The sequence below is a fragment of the Paenibacillus sp. FSL H7-0735 genome (assembly GCF_038008505.1).
GTDB classification, from domain to species: Bacteria; Bacillota; Bacilli; order Paenibacillales; family Paenibacillaceae; genus Paenibacillus_AQ; species Paenibacillus_AQ odorifer.
In genome coordinates, this window is the sequence record NZ_JBBOZH010000001.1 from 5534590 (window position 1) to 5561266 (window position 26677).

At 46.3% G+C, this 26677-nt stretch carries 24 protein-coding genes and 1 other RNA gene; 1 reads left to right on the plus strand and 24 read right to left on the minus strand.

Going from position 1 to position 26677, the window contains the following annotated elements:
* The gene (gene pdxR / locus NSS82_RS25170; protein WP_076272662.1) at positions 1-1431 is read right to left on the minus strand and encodes a MocR-like pyridoxine biosynthesis transcription factor PdxR; all 1431 of its coding nucleotides are present in this window, start codon (positions 1429-1431) and stop codon (positions 1-3) included.
* Between the two features lie 93 nt (positions 1432-1524).
* Between pdxR and NSS82_RS25175 the strand changes: the two genes are divergently transcribed.
* Complete coding sequence (locus tag NSS82_RS25175) at positions 1525-2745, plus strand: aminotransferase-like domain-containing protein (RefSeq protein WP_038572889.1); 1221 nt, start codon at positions 1525-1527, stop codon at positions 2743-2745.
* Positions 2746-3321: 576 nt separating this feature from the next.
* Here the strand turns inward: NSS82_RS25175 and NSS82_RS25180 are convergent.
* The 23 genes from NSS82_RS25180 to NSS82_RS25290 all read right to left on the minus strand — a co-directional run bounded on the left by NSS82_RS25180 (position 3322) and on the right by NSS82_RS25290 (position 26646).
* Positions 3322-3603 carry a hypothetical protein gene (locus NSS82_RS25180; RefSeq protein ID WP_341109905.1) on the minus strand — a complete coding sequence of 94 codons (282 nt, stop codon included), beginning with the start codon at positions 3601-3603 and terminating at the stop codon, positions 3322-3324.
* Positions 3604-4150: 547 nt separating this feature from the next.
* Positions 4151-4553: RNase P RNA component class A (gene rnpB, locus NSS82_RS25185), an RNA gene on the minus strand.
* 64 nt (positions 4554-4617) lie between these two features.
* On the minus strand, positions 4618-5733 hold the full coding sequence (locus tag NSS82_RS25190; RefSeq protein ID WP_076098536.1) for a Nif3-like dinuclear metal center hexameric protein: 1116 nt from the start codon (positions 5731-5733) through the stop codon (positions 4618-4620).
* Complete coding sequence (locus NSS82_RS25195; protein ID WP_440971519.1) at positions 5709-6488, minus strand: tRNA (adenine(22)-N(1))-methyltransferase; 780 nt, start codon at positions 6486-6488, stop codon at positions 5709-5711. Before NSS82_RS25195 ends, NSS82_RS25190 begins: the two co-directional genes overlap by 25 nt.
* Positions 6485-7309 carry a hypothetical protein gene (locus NSS82_RS25200; RefSeq protein ID WP_076272664.1) on the minus strand — a complete coding sequence of 275 codons (825 nt, stop codon included), beginning with the start codon at positions 7307-7309 and terminating at the stop codon, positions 6485-6487. Before NSS82_RS25200 ends, NSS82_RS25195 begins: the two co-directional genes overlap by 4 nt.
* Positions 7310-7419: 110 nt before the next feature.
* Entirely contained in the window at positions 7420-8553 is a 1134-nt protein-coding gene (rpoD, locus tag NSS82_RS25205) for an RNA polymerase sigma factor RpoD (protein ID WP_036683799.1), read from the minus strand.
* 40 nt (positions 8554-8593) lie between these two features.
* A complete protein-coding gene (dnaG, locus tag NSS82_RS25210) occupies positions 8594-10429 on the minus strand; it encodes a DNA primase (RefSeq protein ID WP_232061436.1) in 1836 nt (611 codons plus the stop codon).
* 30 nt (positions 10430-10459) lie between these two features.
* The gene (locus tag NSS82_RS25215) at positions 10460-10933 is read right to left on the minus strand and encodes a YaiI/YqxD family protein (RefSeq protein ID WP_036683807.1); all 474 of its coding nucleotides are present in this window, start codon (positions 10931-10933) and stop codon (positions 10460-10462) included.
* A gap of 162 nt (positions 10934-11095) precedes the next feature.
* Positions 11096-13171: a glycine--tRNA ligase subunit beta gene (gene glyS, locus NSS82_RS25220; RefSeq protein ID WP_076272665.1), complete on the minus strand. Its 2076-nt coding sequence runs from the start codon at positions 13169-13171 to the stop codon at positions 11096-11098.
* Positions 13164-14051: a glycine--tRNA ligase subunit alpha gene (glyQ, locus tag NSS82_RS25225; protein WP_036683820.1), complete on the minus strand. Its 888-nt coding sequence runs from the start codon at positions 14049-14051 to the stop codon at positions 13164-13166. Before glyQ ends, glyS begins: the two co-directional genes overlap by 8 nt.
* A 420-nt stretch (positions 14052-14471) precedes the next feature.
* Positions 14472-15227, minus strand: a complete 756-nt coding sequence (gene recO, locus NSS82_RS25230; protein ID WP_036683821.1) for a DNA repair protein RecO — start codon at positions 15225-15227, stop codon at positions 14472-14474.
* 36 nt (positions 15228-15263) lie between these two features.
* Complete coding sequence (locus tag NSS82_RS25235; protein WP_076098533.1) at positions 15264-15407, minus strand: YqzL family protein; 144 nt, start codon at positions 15405-15407, stop codon at positions 15264-15266.
* A gap of 113 nt (positions 15408-15520) precedes the next feature.
* Positions 15521-16414 (minus strand): GTPase Era, encoded by an 894-nt coding sequence (gene era, locus NSS82_RS25240; protein ID WP_036683823.1) that lies wholly within the window; start codon positions 16412-16414, stop codon positions 15521-15523.
* Between the two features lie 674 nt (positions 16415-17088).
* Positions 17089-17550, minus strand: coding sequence for a cytidine deaminase (locus tag NSS82_RS25245; RefSeq protein ID WP_425311698.1), 462 nt, complete (start codon positions 17548-17550; stop codon positions 17089-17091).
* A 263-nt stretch (positions 17551-17813) separates the two neighbouring features.
* Complete coding sequence (locus tag NSS82_RS25250) at positions 17814-18209, minus strand: diacylglycerol kinase family protein (protein ID WP_036683827.1); 396 nt, start codon at positions 18207-18209, stop codon at positions 17814-17816.
* Positions 18209-18706, minus strand: coding sequence for an rRNA maturation RNase YbeY (ybeY, locus tag NSS82_RS25255; RefSeq protein WP_076103762.1), 498 nt, complete (start codon positions 18704-18706; stop codon positions 18209-18211). The genes NSS82_RS25250 and ybeY overlap by 1 nt, the downstream gene beginning before the upstream one ends.
* Positions 18703-20958, minus strand: a complete 2256-nt coding sequence (locus tag NSS82_RS25260) for an HD family phosphohydrolase (RefSeq protein ID WP_036683831.1) — start codon at positions 20956-20958, stop codon at positions 18703-18705. The genes ybeY and NSS82_RS25260 overlap by 4 nt, the downstream gene beginning before the upstream one ends.
* A 14-nt stretch (positions 20959-20972) precedes the next feature.
* The gene (locus NSS82_RS25265; RefSeq protein WP_036683834.1) at positions 20973-21944 is read right to left on the minus strand and encodes a PhoH family protein; all 972 of its coding nucleotides are present in this window, start codon (positions 21942-21944) and stop codon (positions 20973-20975) included.
* 15 nt (positions 21945-21959) lie between these two features.
* Positions 21960-23141, minus strand: a complete 1182-nt coding sequence (gene yqfD / locus NSS82_RS25270; RefSeq protein WP_036683842.1) for a sporulation protein YqfD — start codon at positions 23139-23141, stop codon at positions 21960-21962.
* Positions 23138-23431: a sporulation protein YqfC gene (yqfC, locus tag NSS82_RS25275; RefSeq protein ID WP_076098530.1), complete on the minus strand. Its 294-nt coding sequence runs from the start codon at positions 23429-23431 to the stop codon at positions 23138-23140. Before yqfC ends, yqfD begins: the two co-directional genes overlap by 4 nt.
* Before the next feature lie 172 nt (positions 23432-23603).
* Complete coding sequence (locus tag NSS82_RS25280; protein WP_076098529.1) at positions 23604-24182, minus strand: hypothetical protein; 579 nt, start codon at positions 24180-24182, stop codon at positions 23604-23606.
* A gap of 18 nt (positions 24183-24200) precedes the next feature.
* A complete protein-coding gene (gene floA / locus NSS82_RS25285) occupies positions 24201-25205 on the minus strand; it encodes a flotillin-like protein FloA (protein WP_036683849.1) in 1005 nt (334 codons plus the stop codon).
* Between the two features lie 55 nt (positions 25206-25260).
* On the minus strand, positions 25261-26646 hold the full coding sequence (locus tag NSS82_RS25290) for an NfeD family protein (RefSeq protein ID WP_076272666.1): 1386 nt from the start codon (positions 26644-26646) through the stop codon (positions 25261-25263).
* Between the last annotated feature and the right edge of the window lie 31 nt (positions 26647-26677).

Here is a 26677-nt window from a genome sequence, read left to right on the forward strand (position 1 = left end):
TCATTGCAAAAACCGGCCAAGTAACTGAAGAAACCGCTGCAACCCTTCCTCCATCTCCGGTTCCTTCATTTGAGAATAGCAAAGACGGATGTGGCGGGAAGGCGTTTCCGCAGAGTAACAGACATCACCGGGTAAAAAAGAAATGCTCTCCTGTTCCGCCAAGTCATGCAGGCTTGCGATATCAGGAGAAGGGGGCAGCTCCAGCCAGAGATTAAGTCCTCCCTCTGGTAGCATATAGTTCACTCCAGGCGGCGCGTACAGCTTCAGAAGCTTCGCCGCCTTTTCCATACGACCACGCAGTGTAATTCGTAGCTGTGCTGCGTAGGCGTCGTATTTTTCAGCGATGAAGGGTAATACAGCCTTCTGTGTCAGCAAGGGACTTCCTAGGTCACTCGCAGATTTAGCGGCGATCAGCCGGGACAGAATATTTCCTTCTGCTGCTACACAGGCGATTCGGCAACCAGGAGCAAGTACTTTGCTAAAGCTTTTCATATAGACTACATGTCCATCGGGATCCATTGATTTAATCGCCCTAGGTGGAGGTGCATGGAAATATAAATCACTAAATGGGTCATCCTCAACAATGAGGCAACGGTAGCTGCGCGCTAATTCCAGCAGTCGTTGCCTTCTTGTGATGCTCATAGTTACGCCGCTTGGATTTTGAAAAGTAGGGATGGTATAAATTAGCTTTGGGGGTCTTTGATCACACATTTTTGTAAGAACATCCACCCGCATCCCTTCACTATCCGTAGGTACAAAAATCATCTCTGCACCTCGTCCCGCAAATACATCAATAGCACCAGTATAGCTAGGCGCCTCAAGATAGACTGTATCTCCAGGACCAACAAATGTACGAGCCACCAGATCAATGCCTTGCTGGGTCCCGCTGGTTATCATCAAATCGGAAGAAGTGAGTGAAACCCCACGCGATTTCAAATGTTCTCTCATGACATTCCGCAGCTCAAGATCTCCCTGAAAATTCCCGTAGGTTGCCATAAGCTCCGGTTGCTCTTTGACCAAGGAGGTGTAGGTGTCACCGATATCGTGAAGCGGCAGCAGCTCACTGTGGATGGCGGCTAAATGAAAGGGATATTTCACTTCCGAAACATCAAAATTCCGCCAAAGCTGAGCCCGCGGCAAATAATCATCATATAAATCCTGCCAGCAACCCTCTTCGTGACGTCTATTATGGGTTGGATCGGCTACAAAGCAGCCTTTGCCCTGTCTGCAGTAAATAAGTCCTCGTCTCTCAAGCATATCGTAAGCCTTGCTTACTGTAACCTGACTCACGTTCAATGTTATAGCTAGACTTCTAACGGAGGGCAGCCGGACACCTTGCTGAAGCAGTCCTGATGAGATCCGCTGACTGAGGGTTTCACTGATTTGATGGGGCAGAGTTTTGCTGCCGCTGCGATTCAAATCGATATGCATGAACCCTTCACCTCCACTGTTATATTCAACGCTTTACTGTTATACAGCGCTCCTATTATGATAGCATCAAATCGAAAGGTGGAGAACTAATTTATGGATATCAAATACTCAACGGCAGCCAATCATCTAGGGTCATCAGCAGTTCGGGAGATTCTAAAAGTTACACAGGGCAATGACATCATTTCACTTGCAGGCGGGCTGCCTGGGGAGGATTTGTTTCCCTTGGAGGCCGTACGCGATGCCTATAATCGTGTGCTCTCCAGCGATACCTCAGCGCTTCAATATGGGCTAACCGAGGGTTTTACTCCACTACGTGACAAAATCGCTGAAAGACTTACCCGGCAAGGTATCCCGGTTACATCCTCTGAGATGGTGCTGACTACAGGCTCACAGCAAGCTATAGATCTGTTATGCAAAATATTGCTGGATCCCGGCGATGCAGTTTTTGTGGAAGCGCCCACCTATCTGGCAGCACTACAGGTACTCGGTTCTTACCGGGCTGCTATTCATACGATACCAAACGACGAACATGGCATTCTGCCAGATCAATTGGAGGAGCAGATTCGGGTACATCGGCCAAAACTGCTCTACGCAGTTCCGACCTTCAACAATCCGTCTGGAGCAACCTGGAGTAAAGAGCGCCGCGAGCAGGTGGTTGAAATCTGCCGCCGTTACAGTGTTCTTATTCTAGAGGACAATCCCTATGGAGAAATAACCTTTGATGAAGATAAAACTCTATATCCCCCCTCACTAGCCTCCATCGATAGAAGCTTCGGCGGGGATTATTGTGTAGTCTACACAGGGACCTTCTCCAAAATCGTCGCCCCTGCCCTGCGCACGGGTTGGATTATCGGCGATTCCGAACTAATCAAGACCATCGCCAAGGCGAAGCAAGCAGCCGATCTGCATTCCAGCACCATCGACCAGCGTGCTTTAGATGAACTGCTGTTACATTTTGATATTGAGCAGCATATCCGCCTCATCTCAAGAGAGTATCATTCGCGTATGAAGCTCCTGTCCGCGGAGCTCAGATCACATAACTGGGAAGGAGCATATTTCCTTGAACCAAGAGGCGGCATGTTCCTATGGCTTACACTTTCCGAAGAGATTAACACTAAGGAATTACTCCCGCTGGCAGTGGAAAACGGAGTAGCGTTTGTTCCAGGAGAGGTATTCTATTCAGCGGAGCCTCACAAAAGCAAAATGCGCCTTAACTTCACGCATACGCCACCCGAACTAGTTCCTGTTGCTGTTCAACGTCTAGAGAAAGCATTGGTTCAATGGCAGCAAAATCAAAACATCGTTCGGTCGTGAATAACTGCTCATAATCAATAGCCACGATAGCTAATTAAAACGGCTTCTCCATCCTTTATTGGACGGAGAAGCCATTTTTTGTGAGCAGATTTCTGCGTCTTCACTTTTGCGCATTTGCAGAATGTTACCTTTACGCATTTCTGCAAATCAAATTTTCGCATTTCTACTTTTAGCGTTTTTGCAAATCTCATTTCGCAATTCCACATTGAGCGTTTCTGCTCAGCTTATTTCGTATCTTCACATTTCACATTCAGCGATTTTCACACGTCATATTTCTGATTTCCACATTTCAGCGCCTCTACAGATCACATTTTCCTATTTCCACATTCAGCAATTTTTGCTCGTCATATATCGCATTCCACATTTCAGCCTCTCTACACATCTCATTTTCGTATTTCCCCATTCAGCAATTTTTACACATCACATATCGCATTCCCACATTTCGCCGTCGGCATCACCAAACATCCTTTAGTTACTCAACACATCTGCCATTCAACTAATCCGATTTCACAGCGAAGTTACAGCCAGAGGTTACAATTGATATTTTGCTACTAACTCCAATCTTCCCGCAGAAGATTAGCCAAGCTCCGCATTGCGCAGTTTGCTAGCTACTAATCTAATTCTGGCGTCAAAGTAACTATGGAGTTCTGGAGTTCTGGAGTTCTGGAGTTCTGGAGTTCTGGAGTTCTGGAGTTCTGGAGTTCTGGAGTTCTGGAGTTCTGGAGTTCTAGAGTTCTGGAGTTCTGGAGTTCTGGAGTTCTGGAGTTCTGGAGTTCTGGAGTTCTGGAGTTCTGAGTTCGGGAGTTCGGGAGGTTCGTATCGGACCCCAGCGCTCTTATTTGCATCAATTCCGCTCATTTAGTTTGCTATCGGACTCCATAGTCACTATTGGATTCAAAACGCCCGATATCCACCCTGTTTATGCCGAATAACGGCTCTCCAGTCCGAAACTCCTCCAAAAAGGCATAAAATACACAAATAGCTGCATCTCGGTCCGTTAGCATATCAGCTCATCAGCCCATCTGCCATCTGCCATCAGTCATCAACCATCAGCCATCAGCCATCAGCTCATCAACCACCAGTCATCAGCCCATCAGCTCATCAACCACCAGCCACCAGCCATCAACAATCAGCTCATCAACCACCAGCCACCAGTCATCAGCTCATCAACCACCAGCCATCAGCCATCAGCTCATCAACCACCAGTCATCAGCCCATCTGCCGCTAGCAATTCTTTTAAAAAATCCAATTTCTGCATATCACGTTACTAAACACCTGCATTTTCACGCATTCACTGCTTTATATATTTGCCTTATCCGCATTTGTTTGCAACAAAAAAGGCGGCGTAGCCGGGTTACCGGGATACGTCGCCGTTTGTATGGTGTTGTTATTATAACGTTGCAGTTAGGAAAGTTTGCCGTAAGCCGGGTTCTGTGCTCGTCGTGGTTCGATCGGGAACTACCCTCCCACCATAAGCGACAATCATCTATCTAGGCCATACATTACTGCACAGCTCCAGCGACCAACCTAGACGCGCCTCAGGCTAAGGCTGCTTATTCAGCTGCGTCTCATTAGGTCTTGCTCCAGATGGGGTTTACCAGGAACGAAGTCACCAGCGTTCCTCGGGGTCTCTTACACCTCGGTTCCATCCTTGCCTGTGCCGCCCTAAGGCGGCCATCGGCGGTCCATTTCTGTGGCACTATCCTTCAGCTCGCGCCGACTGGACGTTATCCAGCATCCTGCCTTATGGAGCCCGGACTTTCCTCCCGTGACGTCTTCACGTCACCGGCGATTGTCTGTCAAACTTTCCGAACAACATTATATATTATACAGACATCACATGTCTGGCACAAGCGTTATTAAATGGCAATTTTATAGGAACTTAAATGGCTCCGTATTCACCTGCGAAGCATGTACAGCTGTATCATACTTATGCTCGGCCAATTTTCCAGCCATCCACTCCGCTACTTTCTCTTTCATGATCTTCTCCGCATTATGTCCCGGATCAATCAGAGTGATTCCGGCGAGCGCAGCATCCTGAACTGTATGATAATCCAGATCCCCAGTAACCAGGACATCCGCACCACGGAAAATAGCACTGTTATAATACTTTCCACCCGAGCCACCGAGAACAGCGGCTTTACGAATCGGACGGTCCAAATCACCTACAACCCGTACATGGTCTACCTTCAGACCTTTTTTTACCGTCTCCACGAATTGTCCAAGGGTTGTAGGCTCTTTGAGCTTTCCTACCCGCCCAAGTCCTAAGCTGCGGCCCTTAAGATCCATTGAATATAAATCATAGGCAACCTCTTCATAAGGATGGGCCTTAAGCATAGCCTGCACCACTTTATTGCGGATGGAGTGCGGGACGATCGTCTCAATACGAATTTCCTCGGCACGTTCCATCTTACCTTTTTCCCCGATATAAGGATCCGTGCCTTCTCCTGGAATAAAAGTACCGTATCCCTCGATATTGAAGCTGCAATGACTATAGTTGCCAATTGCCCCTGCTCCAGCATTCAGGATAGCATCCAGAACCTTCTGATGATGATCCTTCGGCACAAATACTACCAGCTTTGATAATTGCTCTGAATGAATGTCTTTGATGGGTACTCCGTTTTCTATGCCAAGAGCTTCAGCCATCCAATCATTCATTCCACCCTCGGTAACATCCAGATTCGTGTGGCTGATGTACACCGCAATGTCATTCTTGATTAATTTTTCATACATTTTGCCCGCCGGTGTGTCTGTCTGGATTCCTTGCAATGGACGGAAAATAATCGCATGATGCGCAATAATCAAATTGCAGCCTAGACGAATCGCTTCTTCAACTACCTCATCATTCACATCTAAAGCAACTAATACATTAGTTATTTCTTTTTGCAGCGTGCCCAGTTGAAGGCCAATTTTGTCCCAATCCTCAGCTAAATGCTTAGGAGCCAGTTGCTCCATATACTGAATTACTGTTTGTCCCTTGGCAAACATTGTAGCACCTCCGTAATTTCCCTGATCTGACCTTGAATCTGTTTCCGTTTATTCTCAGCAGATTCTAGTTCTGAACGTGACAACGATGTTAAAATGCCTTCCAATTTCTGAATCTCACCCTGCCACTTAACAAAAAACACAGCATTTGGCGCTTGAAGCAACCATGGTCCCATTTGCAGCAAGGCCTCTTGCCCAAGGACCTTAGTGGAATCCCCCAAGGTTAAGTCACGATATACACTTTCATTTGTAATTCCAGCGTCCGTATTTTCTGGTACAGCCGTCAATACTTCATATAGCTTCCCGTCTTCTTCCAAAATTCTCTCAGCTACGAGTACCCATTTATTATTTAATAACCAGCGGCGCAAAATATCCTCGCCTACATTCGGCTGAAGTAAAAGGGTTGTAACATCTTTTAGCTTACCTTGGCTTTGACCCCGGTCCAGAATCGCGGCAATTAATGCGCCTCCCATGCCAGCAATCGTGATACAATTGACTTCACCAGGTTCCAGAACCTCAAGGCCGTCTCCTCGGCGCACCGAGATCACCTTCCCTAGTCCAGCCTCTGCAACGCCCTTACAAGCAGCATCAAAGGGACCCGGGTTTACTTCACCTGCAATTGCAAACACAGCCTTACCGCTTTCGACAGCGGCCACAGGAAGCAAGGCATGATCGGAACCGATATCTGCTAATCTGCTTCCTTGCGGAATTTGCTCCAGCAATTGCTGAAGCCGATCTGATAATTTCACATTGTTCATGTTGCCACCCACGTTATCCATTTTTTTCGAAACCCGAACAACAAAGCTAACCCTGCTGCAATCTTTAGGATCAGCATCAATGAAATCCACTGCGGATAATCCTGTCTTAATAAAAGAGCGTCAAGCTCTGGCATGATCCAAAGCGATACTCCCACTGCAAAATAAACACTGGCAACACCGCTTACCTTATGATGCAAAAGCCAGCTTAACCATACCATCAGCACACACAATGGCAGCCATAGGAACTCCAGTTCAAATATAGAGGCCTCCGGGCTTCTTCCACCGAAGAACCCTGCATACAGTAATGCCCAAAAAGCAAAACCACAGTACTGCAACAAACCTATCCGGAGTAAAAATCCCAAAATACACCATAACAAGCCGCAGCACCCAATTAGAATAGGCCTCCAGAGCTGAGGATCCAGATCATGCAAATTAATCAGCCATAGCCCAAAACCAAGCGTTAAAACACTGCCCAGCCCCGCTAGGATAAGACTGATAACATTGTTCCGGTCCTTATAAACGGCGGAGTATCCATAACAAATAATTAATACAGATAGTGCGGTTGCAAGTTGCAAAGGCCAAGGAAAAACGCTAAAATAAAGACTAATCAAGAAAATCAAGGAAATAATTCCAAAAGAAAACAGCCAAATTTTGATGCTTCCCTGCTGTAAATTTCTCAGCGAAATTGGATTGTTATCCTTATTCGCATCCTCATCGTCATACAGATTGGTTAAGAAATCGCAATACTGCTCTGGCAGCAACCGGCTTTTTCTCCAATACTGAATCTCTTTTATAATGATGTCGCGTTTTTCCAAATTCACTGGTTCATCCTTCTTTCCAGATACACAAGGTCAACACATTTTTTACCAGCGTAAATTCAAATAAAAGAACCTCCTGCCACTGAGCAGCAGAAGGTCCAGTTCATGAAATACTATTCAAGGAAATCCTTAAGCCGTTTACTGCGGCTAGGGTGACGAAGTTTGCGCAATGCTTTGGCTTCGATCTGGCGAATCCGTTCCCGGGTAACACCAAACACCTTGCCGACTTCTTCAAGCGTTCTTGTCCGTCCATCATCAAGGCCAAAACGCAGGCGAAGTACATTCTCTTCACGCTCCGTGAGCGTGTCCAGCACATCCTCCAGTTGTTCCTTCAGGAGTTCATAAGCCGCTGCATCCGCAGGAGCCAATGCTTCCTGATCCTCAATGAAATCTCCCAGATGAGAGTCATCTTCTTCACCAATTGGTGTTTCCAAGGATACAGGTTCTTGGGCAATCTTCATGATCTCTCTAACTTTCTCAACCGTCAGTTCCATCTCAGCCGCAATTTCCTCTGGGGAAGGTTCGCGTCCCAGTTCTTGCAGCAATTGGCGAGAAACCCGAATCAGCTTGTTGATCGTTTCCACCATGTGTACAGGAATACGAATGGTACGCGCCTGATCCGCAATCGCACGAGTGATGGCCTGGCGAATCCACCAAGTAGCATACGTACTAAATTTGAATCCCTTATTATGGTCAAATTTCTCTACTGCTTTGATCAGACCCATATTACCTTCCTGAATCAGATCCAGGAACAGCATACCGCGTCCGACATAACGTTTCGCGATACTTACTACGAGACGCAGGTTCGCTTCTGCAAGACGGCGTTTAGCTTCTTCATCGCCATTCTTAATCCGCATAGCAAGCTCAACTTCATCGTCAGCCGACAACAAAGGAACGCGTCCGATTTCTTTTAGATACATACGGACAGGGTCATTAATCTTGATCCCTGGTGGCAGTGACAGATCGTCATCAAAGCTGAAATCATCGCTGTCTTTATCCTCATTATCCTCGCTTGGTCGGAGGCTGTTAACCTCTTCATCGTTCTCGTTTACAACCTCAATTCCCAAATCACTGAGTTGCTCGTAGAACTCCTCCATTTGCTCGGGGTCTTGATCAAACGGCGATAATTTCTCCATAATATCTTTGTAATTTAATGATGATCTTTTCTTACCTTGCTCAATGAGCTGATCCTTCACCTGATCCAAAGTAAATTCTGCTTCCAATTCAGTATGCTGATCGTTCGCCATAATTCGACTCCCTCCTCCCTAGGTACATCCTGTCAACATGTCATTGTCTCTCTAGGGCTATAATCTCACTTGCTATTTGTGCCGCACGCAAAAAGTCACCTGACTTTTCAGCCTGAATCATCTCTTCACGCTTCTGTTCCATTTTGCGTTGCAGTGGGTATTTCCGCACTTCACGAATACAATCATCTAGAACCTGCATATTCCAGTCCGGAGGGGTATCCATCATGGATATTGATGTCGCAGTTTTTTCCAGACGATCATCCTGAAGTGATGATAGAAACCGACTAATGCCGGGTGGTTTGCCTTGCGCGTAATAGGCATATAGATAAGCAGCAATTGCCGCATGATCAACGATGTTGAAATCTTCTCCGAGGCGTTCGCCCACATACGTGGCGGCTTCCGGGTCCTGAATCATAAAGGACAATAGACGCCGTTCCGCGACATGATAAGCGGGTAGTAAGGTCGGTGTCTGCACCTGCCCTTTTTTATGCCTACCATTATTCCACCTTTTGTCGTTATTATCCCCTTCAGGGATGTTTTTTTGCATCGATGCCCTAAGTAAATTACAATCCTGCTTCAAACTATCATATGAAAGTTCGAGTTCAGCAGCGATTTCCTTCAGATAAACCTCTCGCTCTGTTGAGGAATGCAGTGAAGCAATAACTTCTAAGGCTTCCTTGACATAGGCGATTTTGCCATCTTCCTCTAGGAGTATATGGTTTTTTTTCAGATATATAAGCTTAAATTTTATGGATGAAACTGCTGAATCAATAACCTGATCTTTAAATCTTTCTCCTCCATGCTTGGAGATAAATTCATCCGGATCCACCCCGCTTGGCAGTAAGGCGATCTTTACACGCAGGCCGCTGCCTTCAAGCATCGGAATGGCCTTCATGGCTGCTGCTTGTCCCGCCCGGTCACCGTCGTAAGACAGTATAATTTCATCAGCCAGGCTCTTCATAAGTGCCACATGACCCTCCGTCAAGGACGTTCCCATCGTTGCTACGCCGTTATGCACACCCGCTTCCCAGGATGAGATGACATCTCCGTATCCTTCAAACAGGACGATTTGTCGAGTTTTGCGAATGGATGCTTTGGACTGGTGCAAATTGTACAATATCCGGCTTTTGTTAAACAATCTACTCTCCGGAGAATTTAAATACTTAGGTTGACCCTCTCCAAGTATTCTTCCGGCGAATGCGATTACCTTGCCTGTACGGTTGGCAATCGGAAAAATAATCCGGCCACGGAAACGATCCAAATAGCCTTTGCCCTCACCGCGGGCTGACAGAAGTCCGCCTTTCTCCATTTCCGCAAGGTCAAAATTTCGCTTCTCCAAAAACTGCAGCAAAGTATCCCAGCGGTCCGGAGCATATCCGATCTGAAACTGGTCAATCATTTTATCACTGAAGTTCCGGCCTCTTAAATAGTCCATAGCGGCTTTGCCGTGTTCCGTATTCTTCAGCAAGTAATGATAGAACTTTGCCGACCATTCATAAGCTTGAATCAACCGGTCGCGTTCCGGATCAGGGGGAGACATCATACCTCCCTTACCTTCTGGAACGGGAATATCACTTTCTTCAGCCATTATTCTGACAGCTTCGGGGAAGGTTAATCCTTCGATTTCCATCCTAAATTTGATGGCATTTCCACCCATACCGCAGCCAAAGCAATGAAATACTCCCCGGTCGGGGGTAACAGTAAAGGAAGGGGTTTTCTCCGAATGGAACGGGCAGAGGCCCCATAAATATTTCCCCTGCTTGGACAAATGAACAACCTTACCGACTGTATCGACTATATCATGACGCGCAAGCACGCTTTCGATAACCTCTTCCGGAATATTGCCGTGTCCGCTAGCCACTTCAACCACCTTCATCTCTTAACAAATAAATATAATTCGCTATTGCTACACATTCTCCTGCAAAAGTATTAAAAGTTTTGTCAGTTTATGTTGAAAATAAGTTTTTTCTTCTGCCGTTATGGGTTTTGGACCCTTGGAATAATGTCCCCGTCTTCGTTCCACGGCCCTGGCATGTCTTCCCTCCAACATAAAATCCATCTTGGAATTGTCGTATTCCTGACCACGAAATGAAAGCACACTGCATCGTTTACCTAGTGCAAGTGCCGCAAGACCATAATCTTGAGTCAGTACCACATCTCCTGCAGTAATATGATTGGCAATATATAGATCGGCACTCTGATCTCCTCGATCCACCTGCACAACCGTTACACCCTCTTCAGCTTTCAGTGCATGGTCATAAGAAGATACCATAAGTACCGGAACACCAAAGGTGCGACCTACCTCAGCGATCTCTTTTTTGACCGGACAAGCATCCCCATCCACCACTATCGTTCTAGACTGGGACTTCTCCATGATCATCACCAATTTCCCGTGTAATATATATACGCCCTCTCCGCAAGAAATCCTTCTTTCTAAGCATAAATACGGAACGGATGTCAAATGACGCATTGGCACCGTTCCGTATATTTATACCCCAAACCAACATTCTATACCATAAGATTCAAATTTTCTTGATTAAAATTACCAGACAAGCTTCGCGAAATCAGCGAACGACTTGGAGTCAGCATCAATACCAGCAAGCAGAGCCAAACGGTTAGCACGCACTTGCTCGTCCTCAGCCATAACCATAACGGAATCAAAAAATGTTGTAACGGCGTCTTTTAGACCCGAAAGAATCCGAAGTGCTTCTTCGGCATTTTTTGCCGCCATAGCTTCAAGGTAAGGTGTGTGAAGCTCCTGCCATGTATTGAAAAGCTGCATTTCGGCATCTTCTTTAAGTAAAGCAGGATCAATCACTTCACTAGTTGCTTTACTTGCCAAATTACTGACACGAGTAAGCGAATCCACGGTAATCTTGAAATCTGCTTGGTCGGACACAGCAGCCATAAGAGCACGACTTCTGCCCACAACATCTACTACGTCGTCAAAACCAGCCGCTGTAACAGCGTCCACAACATCATAGCGTACATTGTCAGATAAAAGACGTTTTACACGCAGACCGAAGAACTCGTACAGGTTTATACGTAGTTCATCTCCAGAATGTTTCGTATTTCCTGAATTTTCATGAATTTCAATCGCCGCTTCAAAAATTTCACGCAGCGTAATTGGCAATTTATGCTCAAGCACAATTTGAACAATTCCTGCAGCCTGACGGCGCAGCGCATATGGATCCTGAGATCCTGTCGGGATGATGCCGATGGAGAAGCAGCCAACAATCGTATCAATTTTGTCTGCTATGCTGACTACTGAACCCGCTTCTGTTGAAGGTACAGTATCTCCTGCAAATCGTGGCTGATAATGCTCGAAGATCGCTTTTGCCACAGTCTCAGGCTCGCCTGCTTTACGTGCATAATCTTCACCCATTGTTCCTTGCAGCTCAGGAAATTCATAAACCATTTGTGTGACAAGGTCAAATTTACAAATATCCGCAGTGCGACTTACTTCGGACACAGCAGTAGCTGACAGTCCAAGCTTCACAGCCAGACGATCAGAGATTTGGCGAATACGGCGCACCTTATCCCCTACGCTGCCCAAATCTTCATGGTAAACAATGTTCTCAAGCTTGGCTAACGCATCGTCAATCTTCATTTTTTGATCTTCTTGATAGAAGAATTTGGCATCTGATAGACGAGCACGAAGCACTTTTTCATTTCCCTTAGCGATAACATCCAATGATTCTGCATTCCCGTTACGTACCGTTACGAAGAATGGCAGCAGTTTGCCAGCTGCATCAAAAACAGGGAAATAACGCTGATGCTCACGCATCGAGGTAATCAGCACATCCTGAGGAATCTCTAAGAAAGATGGATCAAAGGTTCCAAAGAGCACGGTTGGTGTTTCTACCAAGAACAGTACTTCTTCCAAAAGATCTTCTTTAATCGCAATTGTCCAGCTTTTCTCTTCAGCCAATTTGTTGATTTGATCCAGGATGAGCGTTTCCCGTTCCTTCACATCCACAAGTACATGCTGCGCACGCATGCTCTCCACATATTGTGCAGGCTCCGAAATTACAGTCTCTGTACCGAGAAAACGATGTCCACGGCTCACATTACCCGCTTTTACGTCCGTAATTTCCAAATCAATGATCTCTTTACCAAAAAGAGCAACCATCCAGCGAATCGGACGAACGAATTTAAAATCGTAAGCTCCCCAGCGCATATTCTTCGGGAAAGTCATCGCATTTACAATACCCAGAAGTCCTTCTGTGAGCAAAGAAGCAGTCTCTACACCCGCACTATTTTTTGTGGCATAAATATATTCCACGCCAGCTAGCTCTTTAAATGTAAATTGCTCTGGAGATACACCCTGACTGCGGGCAAATCCTAGTGCAGCTTTACTCCAGTCGCCGTTAGCATCCAGCGCGATTTTGCGTGAAGGTCCTTTGACCTCTTCACTAATATCCTCTTGCTTCTCAGCCGCGTCCTTAACAAATACAGCGAGACGACGTGGCGTAGCATATGCAGTAACTCCAGCATGGTTTATACGTGCAGAATCCAACCACTTGGACATTCTATCTTGCAGCTGTTCCATCGCAGCACGGATAAAACGTGCAGGAATTTCCTCCAGACCGATCTCAAACAGGATATCTTTAGACACGGTCAGCACCTTCTTTCTTCAGCAGCGGGAAGCCAAGCTTCTCGCGTTCCTCAAGATATGTTGCCGCTACGGAGCGGGCAAGATTACGCACTCGGGTAATAAATCCAGTCCGTTCAGTTACACTAATTGCTCCACGTGCATCGAGTAGATTAAAGCTATGTGAGCATTTCAACACATAATCGTAGGCTGGAAACACAAGATGCTTCTCCATCGCTCTACGCGCTTCCTCTTCATACATGTTGAACAGCGAGAATAACATTTTTACATCCGATACTTCAAAAGTGTAGGTAGAATGCTCAAACTCCGGCTGATGAAAAACATCACCATAAGTCATACCGCTTACCCATTCAAGATCGAACACATTTTCTTTATCCTGAATGTAAGAGGCTAAGCGCTCCATACCGTAAGTGATTTCTACAGCAACAGGATTCGCTTCGATGCCACCTACCTGCTGGAAGTAAGTAAACTGAGTGATCTCCATACCGTCCAGCCATACTTCCCATCCCAGACCTGCACAGCCCAGCGACGGATTCTCCCAGTTATCCTCTACAAAACGGATGTCATGCAAGAGCGGATCAATACCGAGTGCTTTCAAGCTATCCAAATAGATCTCTTGAATGTTATCTGGTGAGGGTTTGATGATTACTTGGAACTGGTGATGCTGATACAGACGGTTCGGGTTCTCTCCATAACGACCATCGGAGGGACGACGTGAAGGCTCTACGTAAGCCACTCTCCAAGGCTCAGGACCTAGCGAGCGTAAAAAAGTCATAGGGTTCATCGTGCCGGCGCCTTTTTCTGTGTCATAAGGCTGTACGATGATACAGTTCTGTTCAGCCCAGAACTGCTGCAGTGTCAAAATCATCTGCTGGAAGTTCATAATACCGTCTCCTTCGCTTTACAAGTTTTTTACAACAGCTTGCCTAAAACTTTCTACCATGGAGGCGGCACTTTTAGCTCCTGACAGCAACAAAAAGCCCCCGCCCCCATGCCTGATTAACAGACATAGGGACGAGAGCTTAACTTATTCTCCCGCGGTTCCACCCTACTTGATTTCATACCTTGTATGAGCAAGTTTGCTGCCAAGACAAGAACGAAATCCACTTTCACTCGCCGCATCCGTACTCCCGGGTGCCATGTTCATGAACGTTGTCCCGCCAGGCTTCCACTGCCCCCAGCTCGCTGAATAACGACAATACAGTCCACTACTTTCCCGATCAATGCACGCCTCTCCCCAATTGGAGCATAACGACGATCATATAATAAACTGATCCTATAGTAACGGAAAAATCAGTTTTCGTCAAATCTTGTACTTGTCGAGCTGGTCTAGGAAACTTTGTGACTTCAGCTTTAATCCGAGTTGCACATCCATAAAGGCCCGCATAATTTTTTTCAGCTCATCCCGGCTGCTTTCCTTTACATCCACATTGCCTAGTCTAGTTAGGTCAAGTCTGGCGAATAATCGCAGCAGCTTCAACGCACGAGCAGAGACCTCCATGGCTGGAGGGTCATTATGTTTACAACTGCGGCACAGTGCTCCACCAAGGCGAGGGCTGACCAGCAGTTGATCATCCGGCTTCTCGGCACCACAAATTACACAAGAATCGAATTCAGGACCATAACCGGCTGCCTGTAAGATTTTCATTTCAAAGACATTTATGATAACGCCGGGTTCCTTGTCCTCTTCAAGTGCATTAAGACAGGCCGTAAGCTGGCGAAACCAGAAGCTTCCCGTTTCCTCATCATGCAGAACACGATCAAGCAGTTCACACGCATAAGACGCATAAGCAGCTTTGATCAAATCCTCACGGAGCGGATGGTGAGACTTCGTAATTTCGCCAGAATTCAGTGTCCCAAGTCCTCCGTTATTTCTAAAAAAAACAAATTCCCCAACGGTGAACAGTTGGATCAATGCAGCATGGCGGCTCTTGACCTTCTTTGCGCCACGCACCAGAACCCCTACTTTTCCCGCGTTCTCGGTGCAAAGCGTAATAATTGCGTTCCCCTCGCCGTAGTCCATGCTGCGGATGACGATCCCTTCCACCCTGTGTAGCATGCCTCTTCCCCCAACCATTCGGCAAGCAACCAGTCCTTATTGCGCTTCTTCATCACAGGCCTTCTCTTCCTCCACTAGCTGTAATCCACTATCTTCAAGCGGATGGCCAGCTTCCTTATACAGCAGGTAAGCATCGACGTCTCCTGTCATTGCAAAATACTTCCACGAAAAGTTTCGCATTCGTATTCATCCTTTCTTGGGAAAGACGATGTCTCTTATCAAGAATTAGGATGGTGCGATGGAGCAGGTTCTATCCTTGCAATTCCTACCAAACGAGGAATAACGGAATTAACTTAAAGGTCTTTATGGAAGCCCAAATCCCGCAGAACGCGGTCCTGATTGCGCCAATCTTTTTTCACTTTTACCCATAGCTCCAGAAAAATCTTCGAACCCAGCAGGTTCTCAATATCTGTCCGAGCCCGTCTGCCGACCTCTTTCAGCATTGCCCCTTGCTTGCCGATAATAATTCCCTTTTGGGAATCACGCTCAACAAAAATAACAGCTGAAACATGTACTACTCCATTAGGCTCAACCTTCATATCTTCGATGGCTACAGCAATAGAGTGCGGCACTTCTTCACGAGTCAAATGCAGAATTTTCTCCCGGATTAATTCCGCGCAGACAAATTGCTCGGGGTGATCCGTGATTTGATCTTCCGGATAATACTGAGGGCCTTCCGGCAAGTACTTGGCAACCTGCTCTAACAGCGTGTTAACATTGCTGCCCATCTTCGCAGAAATCGGAATAATTTCGGCAAAATCATGCAGCTTGTTATATTGGGCCATAAGCGGGAGCAAAGCTTCCGGCTCTATTTTATCGATCTTGTTGAGCACCAGAATCACCGGTGTCTTCAGACCATTTAATTGCTCGGCAATGTAACGGTCTCCACCGCCCAAGCCCTCTGACGCATCCACAAGGAATAACACAGCTTCTACTTCACCCAGTGTACTCATTGCAGTCTGGTTCATGTAGTCGCCTAGCTTGGACTGTCTTTTATGAATCCCCGGTGTGTCCAGGAATACGATTTGTGAAGTGTTTGTTGTGTAAACACCATGAATTTTGTTTCTGGTTGTCTGTGGCTTATCCGACATGATGGCAATCTTCTGGCCAATGACCTGATTCATGAGTGTTGATTTACCTACGTTTGGTCTGCCGATAATTGCGACAAAGCCTGATTTGAATTTCATATTATCTTCCTTCCATACTTACCTTCTAGTTCAATCTTTTTCAATCATTCAATCTTTTTTTAAAAGCTTTTTCGCTCCCCCTGAATCTCCCTCAGCCAAGGGGGACCCCAAGGGCCGCGACCCTCTGGACACCCGAAAATAGGCGTACCCGCAACGTTCGACGGGATTAGAGGGACGGTTGTGCATGAGCGCTTTTGTCCCCTGTTGGGGACACGCTTCACTGTCGCTTATTAACACGGTTCGCATTAAGCTCACCATGGAGAAAAATTACTGAGATGCAGCTTACAAGCAGGGTTTCAAGTTACGATGGGCAAAGAATCGCTGGCGGCTTTTGCCGCGGCGCTTACCTCGTAATATTACTCTAATAACACATAGTTTGCACCAGTTTAGCCTAACTTGGTAGAACTAGAACACTTTTAATTGTATTTTGTACAACTAATTTTAGTTTGAGTTTATGTTTTGGTGCTTTAGTTGTATTCTGTGCAATTAAATCCTGTCTTAAGAGCCTAATATGGACTTTATCATAAATTTAATTGTACTATCTGCAACTAAATTCATTTTTGTGGGAAAGAGTAGCAATTTAACTGTACATTGTGCAATTAAAGTAGCAACCTTCGTCTAACTATGCCTAATTTGCCTTTATACGGGCACAGGCATTAAATCAAAACCTCATTTTATTCTGAAGCTTGTCCTTGCTTTAGATCTACGGGACCAAAAGCGCCTGGAAGCAATTCTCCCACCGTAGTCTCAACGATATCACCCTTCATGTTTCCAAGAATAACCTTCATATCTGGTGAACACAACTCAATCATTACTTGCCGGCACACACCGCAAGGTGAAACGGGGCCGTCAGAGTCAGCTACTACGGCAATTGCTTTAAAAGAACCAACAGCATGTCCATCCGCAATCGCACGGAATAATGCTGTCCGTTCCGCACAGTTGGTTGGGCCAAAAGCAGCATTTTCCACATTACAGCCGTGGTGAATATGACCATCCTGATCAAGAAGGGCAGCTCCCACTCCGAATCGGGAATATGGAATGTAAGCTTTAGCTCGTGCTTTAATCGCCTCTTGCATAAGAAGAGTAGAATCCATATTTTGTCCTCCTAAAGTTTTGTGAGTATTGACTTCGTTGATTTTTCTTCGCACAAAACTCACTTCGTAAGCATACGCTCTGTTTTGTTTATCGTAACTTCCTGTTATCACTTCAACAAAACTCACTTCGTAAACATCTAATTAGTTTCGTTTATCGTTATTTTCTCAGCATGCACTAAATTTTATCAGCGTACTTCATGAGATATATTCGGGTACATAACTCACTTCAAAATTATTCAGTAACGAAAGAGGCGGAATCGCAAAACGCGGGTCCGCCTCTCCCCTGAATTGATTTTGTATCCTGATTATGACATAAGTCCGCTAATCCAGTCCATCACAGGCTGGTAAAAAACATAGATCCCGACTAAGACAGCAAACACCGCCGTGAGAAGCACAGCTCCTGCGGCGGTATCTTTTGCTCTCTTAGCCAGTGGATGAATCTCTGGCGAGATCAGATCAACCGTCGCTTCAATTGCCGTATTGAGCAGTTCGGCAGTTAGGACAAGCGTGATCGAGAACAGCAGCAACATCCAACTGGCCAGCGGAAGTCTGAACACGGCAGCGGCAACTAGCACAACCACCGCTAAACAGCAATGCACCTTCATGTTAAGCTCGGATTTGAATGCCGACACTAAGCCTTGCGATGCAAACCGAAAAGAGTGCCAGAACTTCTTGTGCCCTACCGCCGTGTTCTTCACCATTAGCGCGTCAACCCAACCTGAGATAGTACTTTTTCTTGCTTGGACATCATTTCTGCTTCTGAGGTTTCATCCTGATGATCATATCCTAACAAATGCAGAAATCCGTGAACAAAAAGAAAACCAAGCTCTCGTTCCAGTGAATGACCGTATTCCAGCGCCTGCTCCTGCGCACGAGTTACGGAAATGATTATATCCCCAAGTACGTCTGGAACATCTTCCAGCGCCTCGCCTTCCTCTACCTCGTATATAATGTCCAGCTCGTCCTCTCCGCTTTCATTCATAGCAAAAGAAAGCACGTCCGTCGGACGGTCAATTCCCCGATATTCTAAATTCAACTCATGTATACGAGCGTTATCGACAAAAGTAAGAGCTACCTCGCCCCGATCGATCCCTTCCGCTTCACCTGCTTTTTGCAAAATACTCTCCAGCAGCGTAATGAGATCGTCCTTTATCTCGTATTCTTCTTGCTCGTTATCCCAAACGATCTCCAAACTCATGGGTTAGGTGCCCCTTCCTCTTTTTTCGGCTTACGCACATCTTCTGGGTATTCGATCCGTGAATGGAAAATTCCCATAACCGTCTCCTTCAGAGTCCGTGCAATAATATCCAATTCTTTAATCGTCAAATCACATTCGTCAAACTGATGATCATCCAGTCGACTTTTAATAATCTTCTCAATCATCGTTTCCACCTGCAGAACAGTTGGCTTACGCAATGATCTCACTGCAGCCTCGACACTGTCGGCAATCCCCACAACGGCTGCTTCCTTCGACTGGGCTTTCGGTCCAGGATAACGGAAATCTTCCTCGGTAAAATCAGCCTCGACACCTTTTTCTTCAGCCAGCTTCAGTGCCTTATGGTAAAAATAATGCAGGAACGTTGTTCCATGATGCTGCTCAGCAATGTCACGGATTGGTTTTGGCAGCTTATATTCTCGTTGCATTTCCACCCCGTCACGGGCGTGGGCAACGATGATAGATTTACTAAGCTTCGGTTCAATAGAGTCATGTGGATTTTCCATATTATTCTGATTCTCGATAAAATAAAACGGACGTTTTGTTTTGCCGATATCATGATAATACGATCCTACCCGGCATAATAAGCCATCTGCTCCAATTGCTTCCGCGGCAGCCTCCGACAGGTTACCTACCATTACACTGTGGTGATAGGTTCCCGGGGTTTCGGTAAGCAGCTTGCGCAGCAGCGGGTGGTTTGGATTAGACAATTCTACCAGCTTCAATGCTGATAGAATACCAAAGGTTGCTTCGAAGAAAGGCATTAGCCCAATCACAAGCACAGCCGTCAATAGACCCCCTGCAAAAGCAAAACCAACCGAATACAAGGTACCTACCTCTTTCCATGCCCCTCCGCCTAACAGTATCTGCATAAAAACTGTCAGACAGCCAAAAAGCGATACCATAATCCCGCCTTTAAGGAGCGTGGAGCGTTGACCCGCACGGTGAGTCGCAAAGATAGCCACGTAAGAAACCACGATGGCAAAGAAACCAAAGTTAAAATCAAAGATTGAGTTCTGCTGCACATTCAAAATAACACTCGCCAGTACACTGAATAGAATGGAGCAGAAATAGGCCAAAGGCATGTCCAGAAGCATTGCAATTAACATTGCGCCTATCGCCACTGGTGCCAGGAATCCGATATAAGATCGAACATCGGTCTGCAAAACAGCGGCCAGCCGCATAGAGATAATAGTTATAACAAATACAAGCACCAGCATCAATAGCTGAGAATTGTTGTACTTAAAGCCTGAGGTACCGCCAGAATAACGAATGAACGCAAGCAAACCGACGGAGAGCATCGCAGAGAGAATCAATAGGCCTAATTGGGGCCAGTAATTCACCTCATTGCTTAGTAGGCCATTCTCATCCAAAAGAGTGTAGAGCTCTGGAGTAATTAACTGCCCCTTAGCAACAAGCGTGTCCCCTTGCTCGATGAATACATCAGGTGTGTTCTCCCGAGCTTGTACCTTCGCTTCCTTGGTGGCATCCTCATCGTAGAACTTGTTACTTGTGATCACAAGACGTACAAGCTCCTGAACAACCTCACGCGCTGTACGCTGGCTTAGAGAACTAATACTGACCTGTTCCGCTACCTTGGCGCGAGCAGTCTGCGCATCCGTAATCTGATCATTCATCAGCCTAGTTACAATATCTCGGGCGACAGGCTTCATCTCGATAATGTCCTGAGAGGTCAGGCGCGGAATCTTAATGTAAGTCTCTTCCGGAATGACATAGGTCTGCTCTTTGATGACAGATTGCATTTCATCCAGAAGGTGATCTGAATAAGTAGCGCTGCCTCGATTGGAAGCTACGAAATTCAAGATGAAGTCGCTGGCTCTCTGCGGAATCTCATCACGATAAATCCCCGTCTTATCGCTTTGCGAAATCAGATCATCCTGATTGAGGCGATCTATCCGGTCCAGCAGTGAGGTCACAAGGTTGTCCGCCCTCATCGGGATAATTTTGTACTTGGGAGATACGCTTTCAGCCGCTTCCTCAGCCGCCTTTAACGTAGCTTTGGTGTCCTTAATTTGTTTCGGTGCCGTTATTTCCTTTGCACTGTAAGTATTCTCTTTAATATCATATTTCTTAGGTAGCAATTCTGGCGACAAGCTGAAGTAGAACACTAGTCCGAGTAACAGGAAAAGAGCATAGCGTGTCACTGCGCTATACTTCCATCCGTTGTTCGTATATACAAATCCGCTTAATTTAGATGGTTGCTTTGAAGCCATGAAGACAATCCCCTTTATTGGAGGTTTTCGGCAGAGCGGTCATAGGCAACGATAATTTTCTGCACCAGGGAATGCCGTACAACATCCTGTTCCGCGAAGTAGACAAAGCCAAGTTCTTCTATGCCGGATAAAATCGCTTTGGCTTCAATCAAACCGGATTTCTTGCCGCGGGGCAGGTCAATCTGGGTAACGTCACCTGTAATCACCATTTTGGACCCGAAGCCGAGTCGAGTCAGGAACATTTTCATTTGCTCAGGTGTGGTATTCTGTGCTTCATCCAGGATGATAAATGAATCGTCCAGTGTACGTCCGCGCATATAAGCCAGCGGAGCAATCTCAATCAATCCCCGTTCAAGCGCCTTAGCCACCTGATCGGGTCCCATAACGTCGTATAACGCATCATAAAGCGGACGCAGATATGGATCTACCTTTTCTTGCAAATCCCCTGGAAGGAATCCTAGACTCTCTCCTGCTTCTACTGCGGGACGCGTAAGAACAATACGCTTAACCGAACCCTCTTTCAGTGCCGTAACTGCAAGCACCACTGCCAAGTAGGTCTTCCCCGTTCCTGCAGGACCGATTCCGAATACAATATCACGCTTCTTGATCGTTGTCACATAATGCTTCTGGCCGACCGTTTTGACACGGATAGGCTTTCCGCGAAAAGTTGTAGTAATTTCTCCTTTGAACAAATCGAGCAATTGATCAGCACGAAAATCTTTCGCCAGTTCCACAGCGTACTGCACATCACGTTCAGTAAGTATGTAACCGCTACGAATGAGGGACAGTAGCACATTAAACAATTGCCCCAGCATGTCTACTTCCCGCTCAGCTCCACGAATCGTTAGCTCAGCTTCACGCGAATCAATAATGGCGGGAATTTCACTCTCGATGATTTTTAAGAATCCATCCTGCGGGCCAAACAGCGATTGCGCTTCTCCCGCATTTTGCAAAGATATACGAATGCTTGCAGTCTGTTCTGACAAGTAGCCTCATTCTCCTCAATTGTTTACTATTGGCAGTTCTTCGGAAATTTTTTCTTCTACTTCAAAGATCACTTTCATATAAACTTTACCATTCTCTTTCTTCTCATGCAAAACTTTTTGACTTTTGATGACGCTATCAACACCATATCGAGCTAAAATATCATTCTTAGCCCGCTCAATTCCCCTCGCAACTCCGGCTTCTGGAGTTATCGTATCCTTTGTTTCATTGATCTCCATTTCTTTCTCAGTCATCAGGCCCAGCGGCAGCTCAATAGAGCGCCAAGACAGCGGATCATGCTCTGTGAGCGTCTTTGAATTCTCAAAGGCGGATTTGCCATAACCCCACAGCTGAATAGCCCATTTCCCCAACACAAGATAAGTGCGATCCTTACGCTCCCCAGTGTAGGTGCTATTTGTTGTTTTAAGAGGGACCTCGATATTGTACTCATGCCAAACCAAGCCCTTAACCTCACCCTTGGCTACCACATACTCTACATTTTCTTCGTCTCCAAGAGCACCGGAAATCAGGATATCTCCTTTTTTCACACGCGAATTACGCGCAACTACCGGTCTGCCCTGTTCCGCATATATTTCTGTTACCACCGCATCTGTTCGGCTAATTAAATGGCGCTGGCTAAGCAAAGGTTTGATGTCGGGCTGTTTAGCCTCTACAACCTGAATTTTGATGCTCGTCCCCGTCCGTTGCAGCCCTATCCAAGAAACACCCGGTAAATGGGCCAGCAGCCCCTTAGAGAGCTTGTCCGGCTCCTCCAGACGCCATATCCACTGAAAAGGGTACACCCCCTCCTGGCGAGCAGCAGCCAATATATCCTCAGAGGCAATCTTTTCATTTCCTTCGACTCTAATACTCCATACCATCGTAGATAACATAAAAAGTGTAATTCCAAACATTAAAATACCTATGCCAAAAAATTTCCTTTTCCACAGCCGTGCCATAAGAAATGGAAGTCCGCTTCTACCGGTAACGTGCATACGACAGCCTGTCTTTTTTAAAATCGGCCGGAGGACATAAAAATCATCCAGAAGCAGCTTAAGGGAAGCGCCGCCCTCAGCGGGCCTCACATCCCAAATCATGATTCCTGCTTCAGAAATGAAATTAATAAATCGCTCCACCTGAGGTCCCGTCACATGCAGTGTAACGAACCCCCGCAGTGATGACAGAGGTGGCTCCTTCATGATCTCTCCTCGCTTTCGTTATATCTGATCTCCCCGATAACGCCTTCTACAGCCAATTCCTGGCCTAGAATATTTCGGATGACAAGTCCCTCGCCTTTGATTTCAAGCGATCCTTTAGCTAACGCGAGCTTAAGCTGACCAGAGGAAAAATGCAGCACGCCGCGATGGTTCTCAATATGCAGTTCCTTATTGCCGATCAGGGTGATCCGGGGCATTTCCTGTAATAAGTCCTGTGGTAGATCCAGTACCCCGTTTGTCCATCCCCGCAGCCTGCGGCCAATACGGGTCATAAGTAGACGTTCCCCCTTCCTGCCTTCTGTACACCTTATGCGGCAACGCTTTTTTTTATGAGAAGAAGTAACAAAGGAGGACCCTTCTAGTGTGAAAAAAGCAAAAAAAGCCCCGGCAACCTATCGTAAAGATAGGAAACCGAGGCTTTATTGTTACTATGATCCGTAAATATTATCTTCGGGTGGAATGCGGCTGGCGAGAACGCGGTGGTCCCAGAATCTCTGCCCAGACTACACCATTGCGCAGGTCGTCACGACTCCCTGTTCCATGTGTCTGGTCTGCCGCAGAGGGTGAGTTTGTGTTCTTAGTCTTATTTGATCTTTTGGAATCTGCACCCGCTATCCCGTCAAAAGCAGATTGAAGGCGCCGCACCTCTTCTTGCATTCTTTGTGTGCGTAATTCAACTCCGTCATCGGCATGCTCCAAAGACATTCCTTCTCCAGTAGAATAATCTGGAGTTGGTATATACGCAGGTTCTGGAAAGGCAGGAGAGGCATCATACTCCCGGTTATCCTCTGACATCGACTGCCGGGAAGAGGTGTTAACAGGAGCAGGAAATCCACTGCCAGACTCCGCTTGGCGCCCTCCATCGATATCCGGGCGCTTTACCCGGCGGAGCGGAGAATCCTCTCCGCCCCCAAAAGTGGGCATCCCCCCGCGAGGAGCTCCTTTGGGCTTGTTTTTAGTTGCTTTATTCACATTGGATACGATCGCGAATATAATAACCGCAATAATATAGATCCAGCTCATGGAGATTCACATCCCCTTTTATTTATTATTGTTAGGACGGTTATTGTCGTCCTGATCATTCATTTTGCCGAGAGATCCCCGCATTTGGGTATCTGCCTCGATGTTTTTGATATTCATATAATCCATCACGCCGATTTGGCCATTTCTGAGCGCCTCAGCCATCGCCATAGGCACCTGAGATTCAGCTTCTACAACAAGAGCCTTCATCTCTACTACGCGCGCCTTCATCTCTTGCTCGTGAGCGACAGCCATCGCTCTGCGTTCTTCCGCCTTGGCTTGGGCAATACGTTTGTCCGCTTCTGCTTGCTCAGTTTGTAGATAAGCACCGATGTTCTTGCCTACATCGATATCCGCAATATCAATGGAGAGGATCTCAAAAGCAGTACCTGAATCCAGACCTTTGGACAATACCGTCCGCGAAATCAAATCCGGGTTCTCAAGGACATCTTTGTGGGAATCACTCGAACCTACTGTCGTTACAATCCCTTCACCAACACGGGCAATAATCGTTTCTTCACCCGCACCACCCACGAGACGGTCGATATTGGCACGAACGGTTACGCGCGCTTTTACCTTAACTTCAATCCCGTTCTTAGCAACAGCCGCAACAACCGGTGTCTCAATTACACGAGGGTTAACGCTCATTTGCACAGCCTGCAGCACATCACGTCCTGCAAGATCAATGGCTGCTGCGCGAGTAAATTCCAGAGGAATATCTGCACGTTGTGCTGCAATAAGCGCATTAACCACCCGGTCTACGTTACCACCTGCGAGATAGTGACTCTCCAGTTGATTAATGTTCAGTCCAAGACCTGCCTTGGTCGCTTTAATCATTGGGTTAACGATACGACTTGGGGTTACACGACGCAGTCTCATCGCCACCAGTGTAATAATACTGATTCTAACGCCCGACGCTAATGCAGAAATCCAGAGCATAACCGGGAAGAAACTTAAAAACACGCTTAATACAATAATCACCACTACCGCGATAAACAGAATAGGAATCAAAGATGCTTCACCCATACTATATAACCTCCGTAAATTTATTCTAGAACTGTTATTGGTTCCAGTGTTTACCTTATTCCTTGATTTCTTTCACAACAATCCGTCCGCCCTCTACTTTAATAATAGAGACCGGTGCATTAGCACTAATAAAACTACCTTCTGTAACAACATCCACACGTTCGCCGCCTATCATAGCCGTTCCTGATGGACGAAGCGGAGTAATACTGGTTCCTGTAGCGCCTAATAAGCTAAGCTTCTCTTCTACGGGCACAAATCCCTGATCTTTAGTAAGGCTTTCCTTCAAAATAAATCTGTTCCAGATCCCTCGTTCTTTAAAAATGACCGCAACAATTACTACAACTATAGTCGCAGCTACGAAAGAGATACCTAGACTGAGAAGTGCATGCTTATAGCTGTAAGCAGCTCGTACGACACCCGCTACAAGGCTAACAGAGCCGAGCAGCCCCAATATTCCGAAGCTAGGCACAAAGAGCTCCAGCACAAGCATGACAAGCCCAATGATAAACAAGAGCCAAGTTTCCGCTCCGGCGAATCCTGCAACATAGTTGCCGAAGAAATATAACACAAAAGCCAATGTCCCGATAATTCCTGGCGCACCAAAGCCTGGAACAATCAGTTCAATTACAACGCCTGTAATCCCAATGAACAGCAGAATCGTCATAATAATCGGATTGGTCAGAAATTGCGACATTTTTTCCGCACCGGTATGCTCTACGCGAAAGATGTCGTCTGTAGTATATCCAAGCCAATGAATTGCTTCTTCAGAGGTATCTGTAATTTGATCAGCGTAACCAGCTTTTAAAGCTTCTTCACTAGACAAGGCAATGATTTCTCCCTGTATCTTAGTCACACCAAGCTCTGGCTTATCCACGACCAAATTACTATCCACCATACCAGCGGCAATGTCTGGATCACGCTCATTCAGAGCAGCAGCACCGATCATTTTAGATCTCCAGTAGGATATCATTTTGGCATCATCGACTTTTTGACCATTCATGTCTACCAAGGAAGCGGAGCCGATCATACTGCCCGGCTTCATGATTATTGCACCTGCATTAAGTGCTATGTAACTGCCTGCAGAAGCGGCATCACCTTTAATATAGGCAGCTGTTGGTATTTCACTCTCTCTTACCATCGTCCCAATCTCTTCTGCCGATTTCACCAGCCCTCCAGGTTTATCGACCTCTAGTAGAATAAGGACTGCTCCATAATTAGCGGCTTCTTCAAATCCTCTTTCCAAAAAGCTTTGCAAACCCCGTTCAATCTTTTGATCTACCGGAATAATAAACACGGGACCTTGTTTCAGCTCACTGTTCGTAACCCCCGGTGTTTTCGGGGCTGCCCCGTCAGCGCTTACATTCGTTGCAAAGGGTGTCAGGAGGAGTAACAGCAGGACCACAGGAATGCTAGCTAACAGTATTTTCCGTAATCTTCTCAATGATTTTACCTCCCTTCTTTAGCTTGACCCA

Coding starts and splice junctions, on each gene's coding strand:
- pdxR (WP_076272662.1), bottom strand. CDS start 1,431: ATGCATATCGATTTGAATCGCAGCGGCAGCAAAACTCTGCCCCATCAA.
- NSS82_RS25175 (WP_038572889.1), top strand. CDS start 1,525: ATGGATATCAAATACTCAACGGCAGCCAATCATCTAGGGTCATCAGCA.
- NSS82_RS25180 (WP_341109905.1), bottom strand. CDS start 3,603: ATGAGCGGAATTGATGCAAATAAGAGCGCTGGGGTCCGATACGAACCT.
- NSS82_RS25190 (WP_076098536.1), bottom strand. CDS start 5,733: ATGTTTGCCAAGGGACAAACAGTAATTCAGTATATGGAGCAACTGGCT.
- NSS82_RS25195 (WP_440971519.1), bottom strand. CDS start 6,488: ATGAACAATGTGAAATTATCAGATCGGCTTCAGCAATTGCTGGAGCAA.
- rpoD (WP_036683799.1), bottom strand. CDS start 8,553: ATGGCGAACGATCAGCATACTGAATTGGAAGCAGAATTTACTTTGGAT.
- dnaG (WP_232061436.1), bottom strand. CDS start 10,429: ATGAAGGTGGTTGAAGTGGCTAGCGGACACGGCAATATTCCGGAAGAG.
- NSS82_RS25215 (WP_036683807.1), bottom strand. CDS start 10,933: ATGATCATGGAGAAGTCCCAGTCTAGAACGATAGTGGTGGATGGGGAT.
- glyQ (WP_036683820.1), bottom strand. CDS start 14,051: ATGAACTTCCAGCAGATGATTTTGACACTGCAGCAGTTCTGGGCTGAA.
- recO (WP_036683821.1), bottom strand. CDS start 15,227: ATGCTACACAGGGTGGAAGGGATCGTCATCCGCAGCATGGACTACGGC.
- NSS82_RS25235 (WP_076098533.1), bottom strand. CDS start 15,407: ATGCGAAACTTTTCGTGGAAGTATTTTGCAATGACAGGAGACGTCGAT.
- era (WP_036683823.1), bottom strand. CDS start 16,414: ATGAAATTCAAATCAGGCTTTGTCGCAATTATCGGCAGACCAAACGTA.
- NSS82_RS25250 (WP_036683827.1), bottom strand. CDS start 18,209: ATGGTGAAGAACACGGCGGTAGGGCACAAGAAGTTCTGGCACTCTTTT.
- ybeY (WP_076103762.1), bottom strand. CDS start 18,706: ATGAGTTTGGAGATCGTTTGGGATAACGAGCAAGAAGAATACGAGATA.
- NSS82_RS25260 (WP_036683831.1), bottom strand. CDS start 20,958: ATGGCTTCAAAGCAACCATCTAAATTAAGCGGATTTGTATATACGAAC.
- yqfD (WP_036683842.1), bottom strand. CDS start 23,141: ATGAAGGAGCCACCTCTGTCATCACTGCGGGGGTTCGTTACACTGCAT.
- yqfC (WP_076098530.1), bottom strand. CDS start 23,431: ATGACCCGTATTGGCCGCAGGCTGCGGGGATGGACAAACGGGGTACTG.
- NSS82_RS25280 (WP_076098529.1), bottom strand. CDS start 24,182: ATGAGCTGGATCTATATTATTGCGGTTATTATATTCGCGATCGTATCC.
- floA (WP_036683849.1), bottom strand. CDS start 25,205: ATGGGTGAAGCATCTTTGATTCCTATTCTGTTTATCGCGGTAGTGGTG.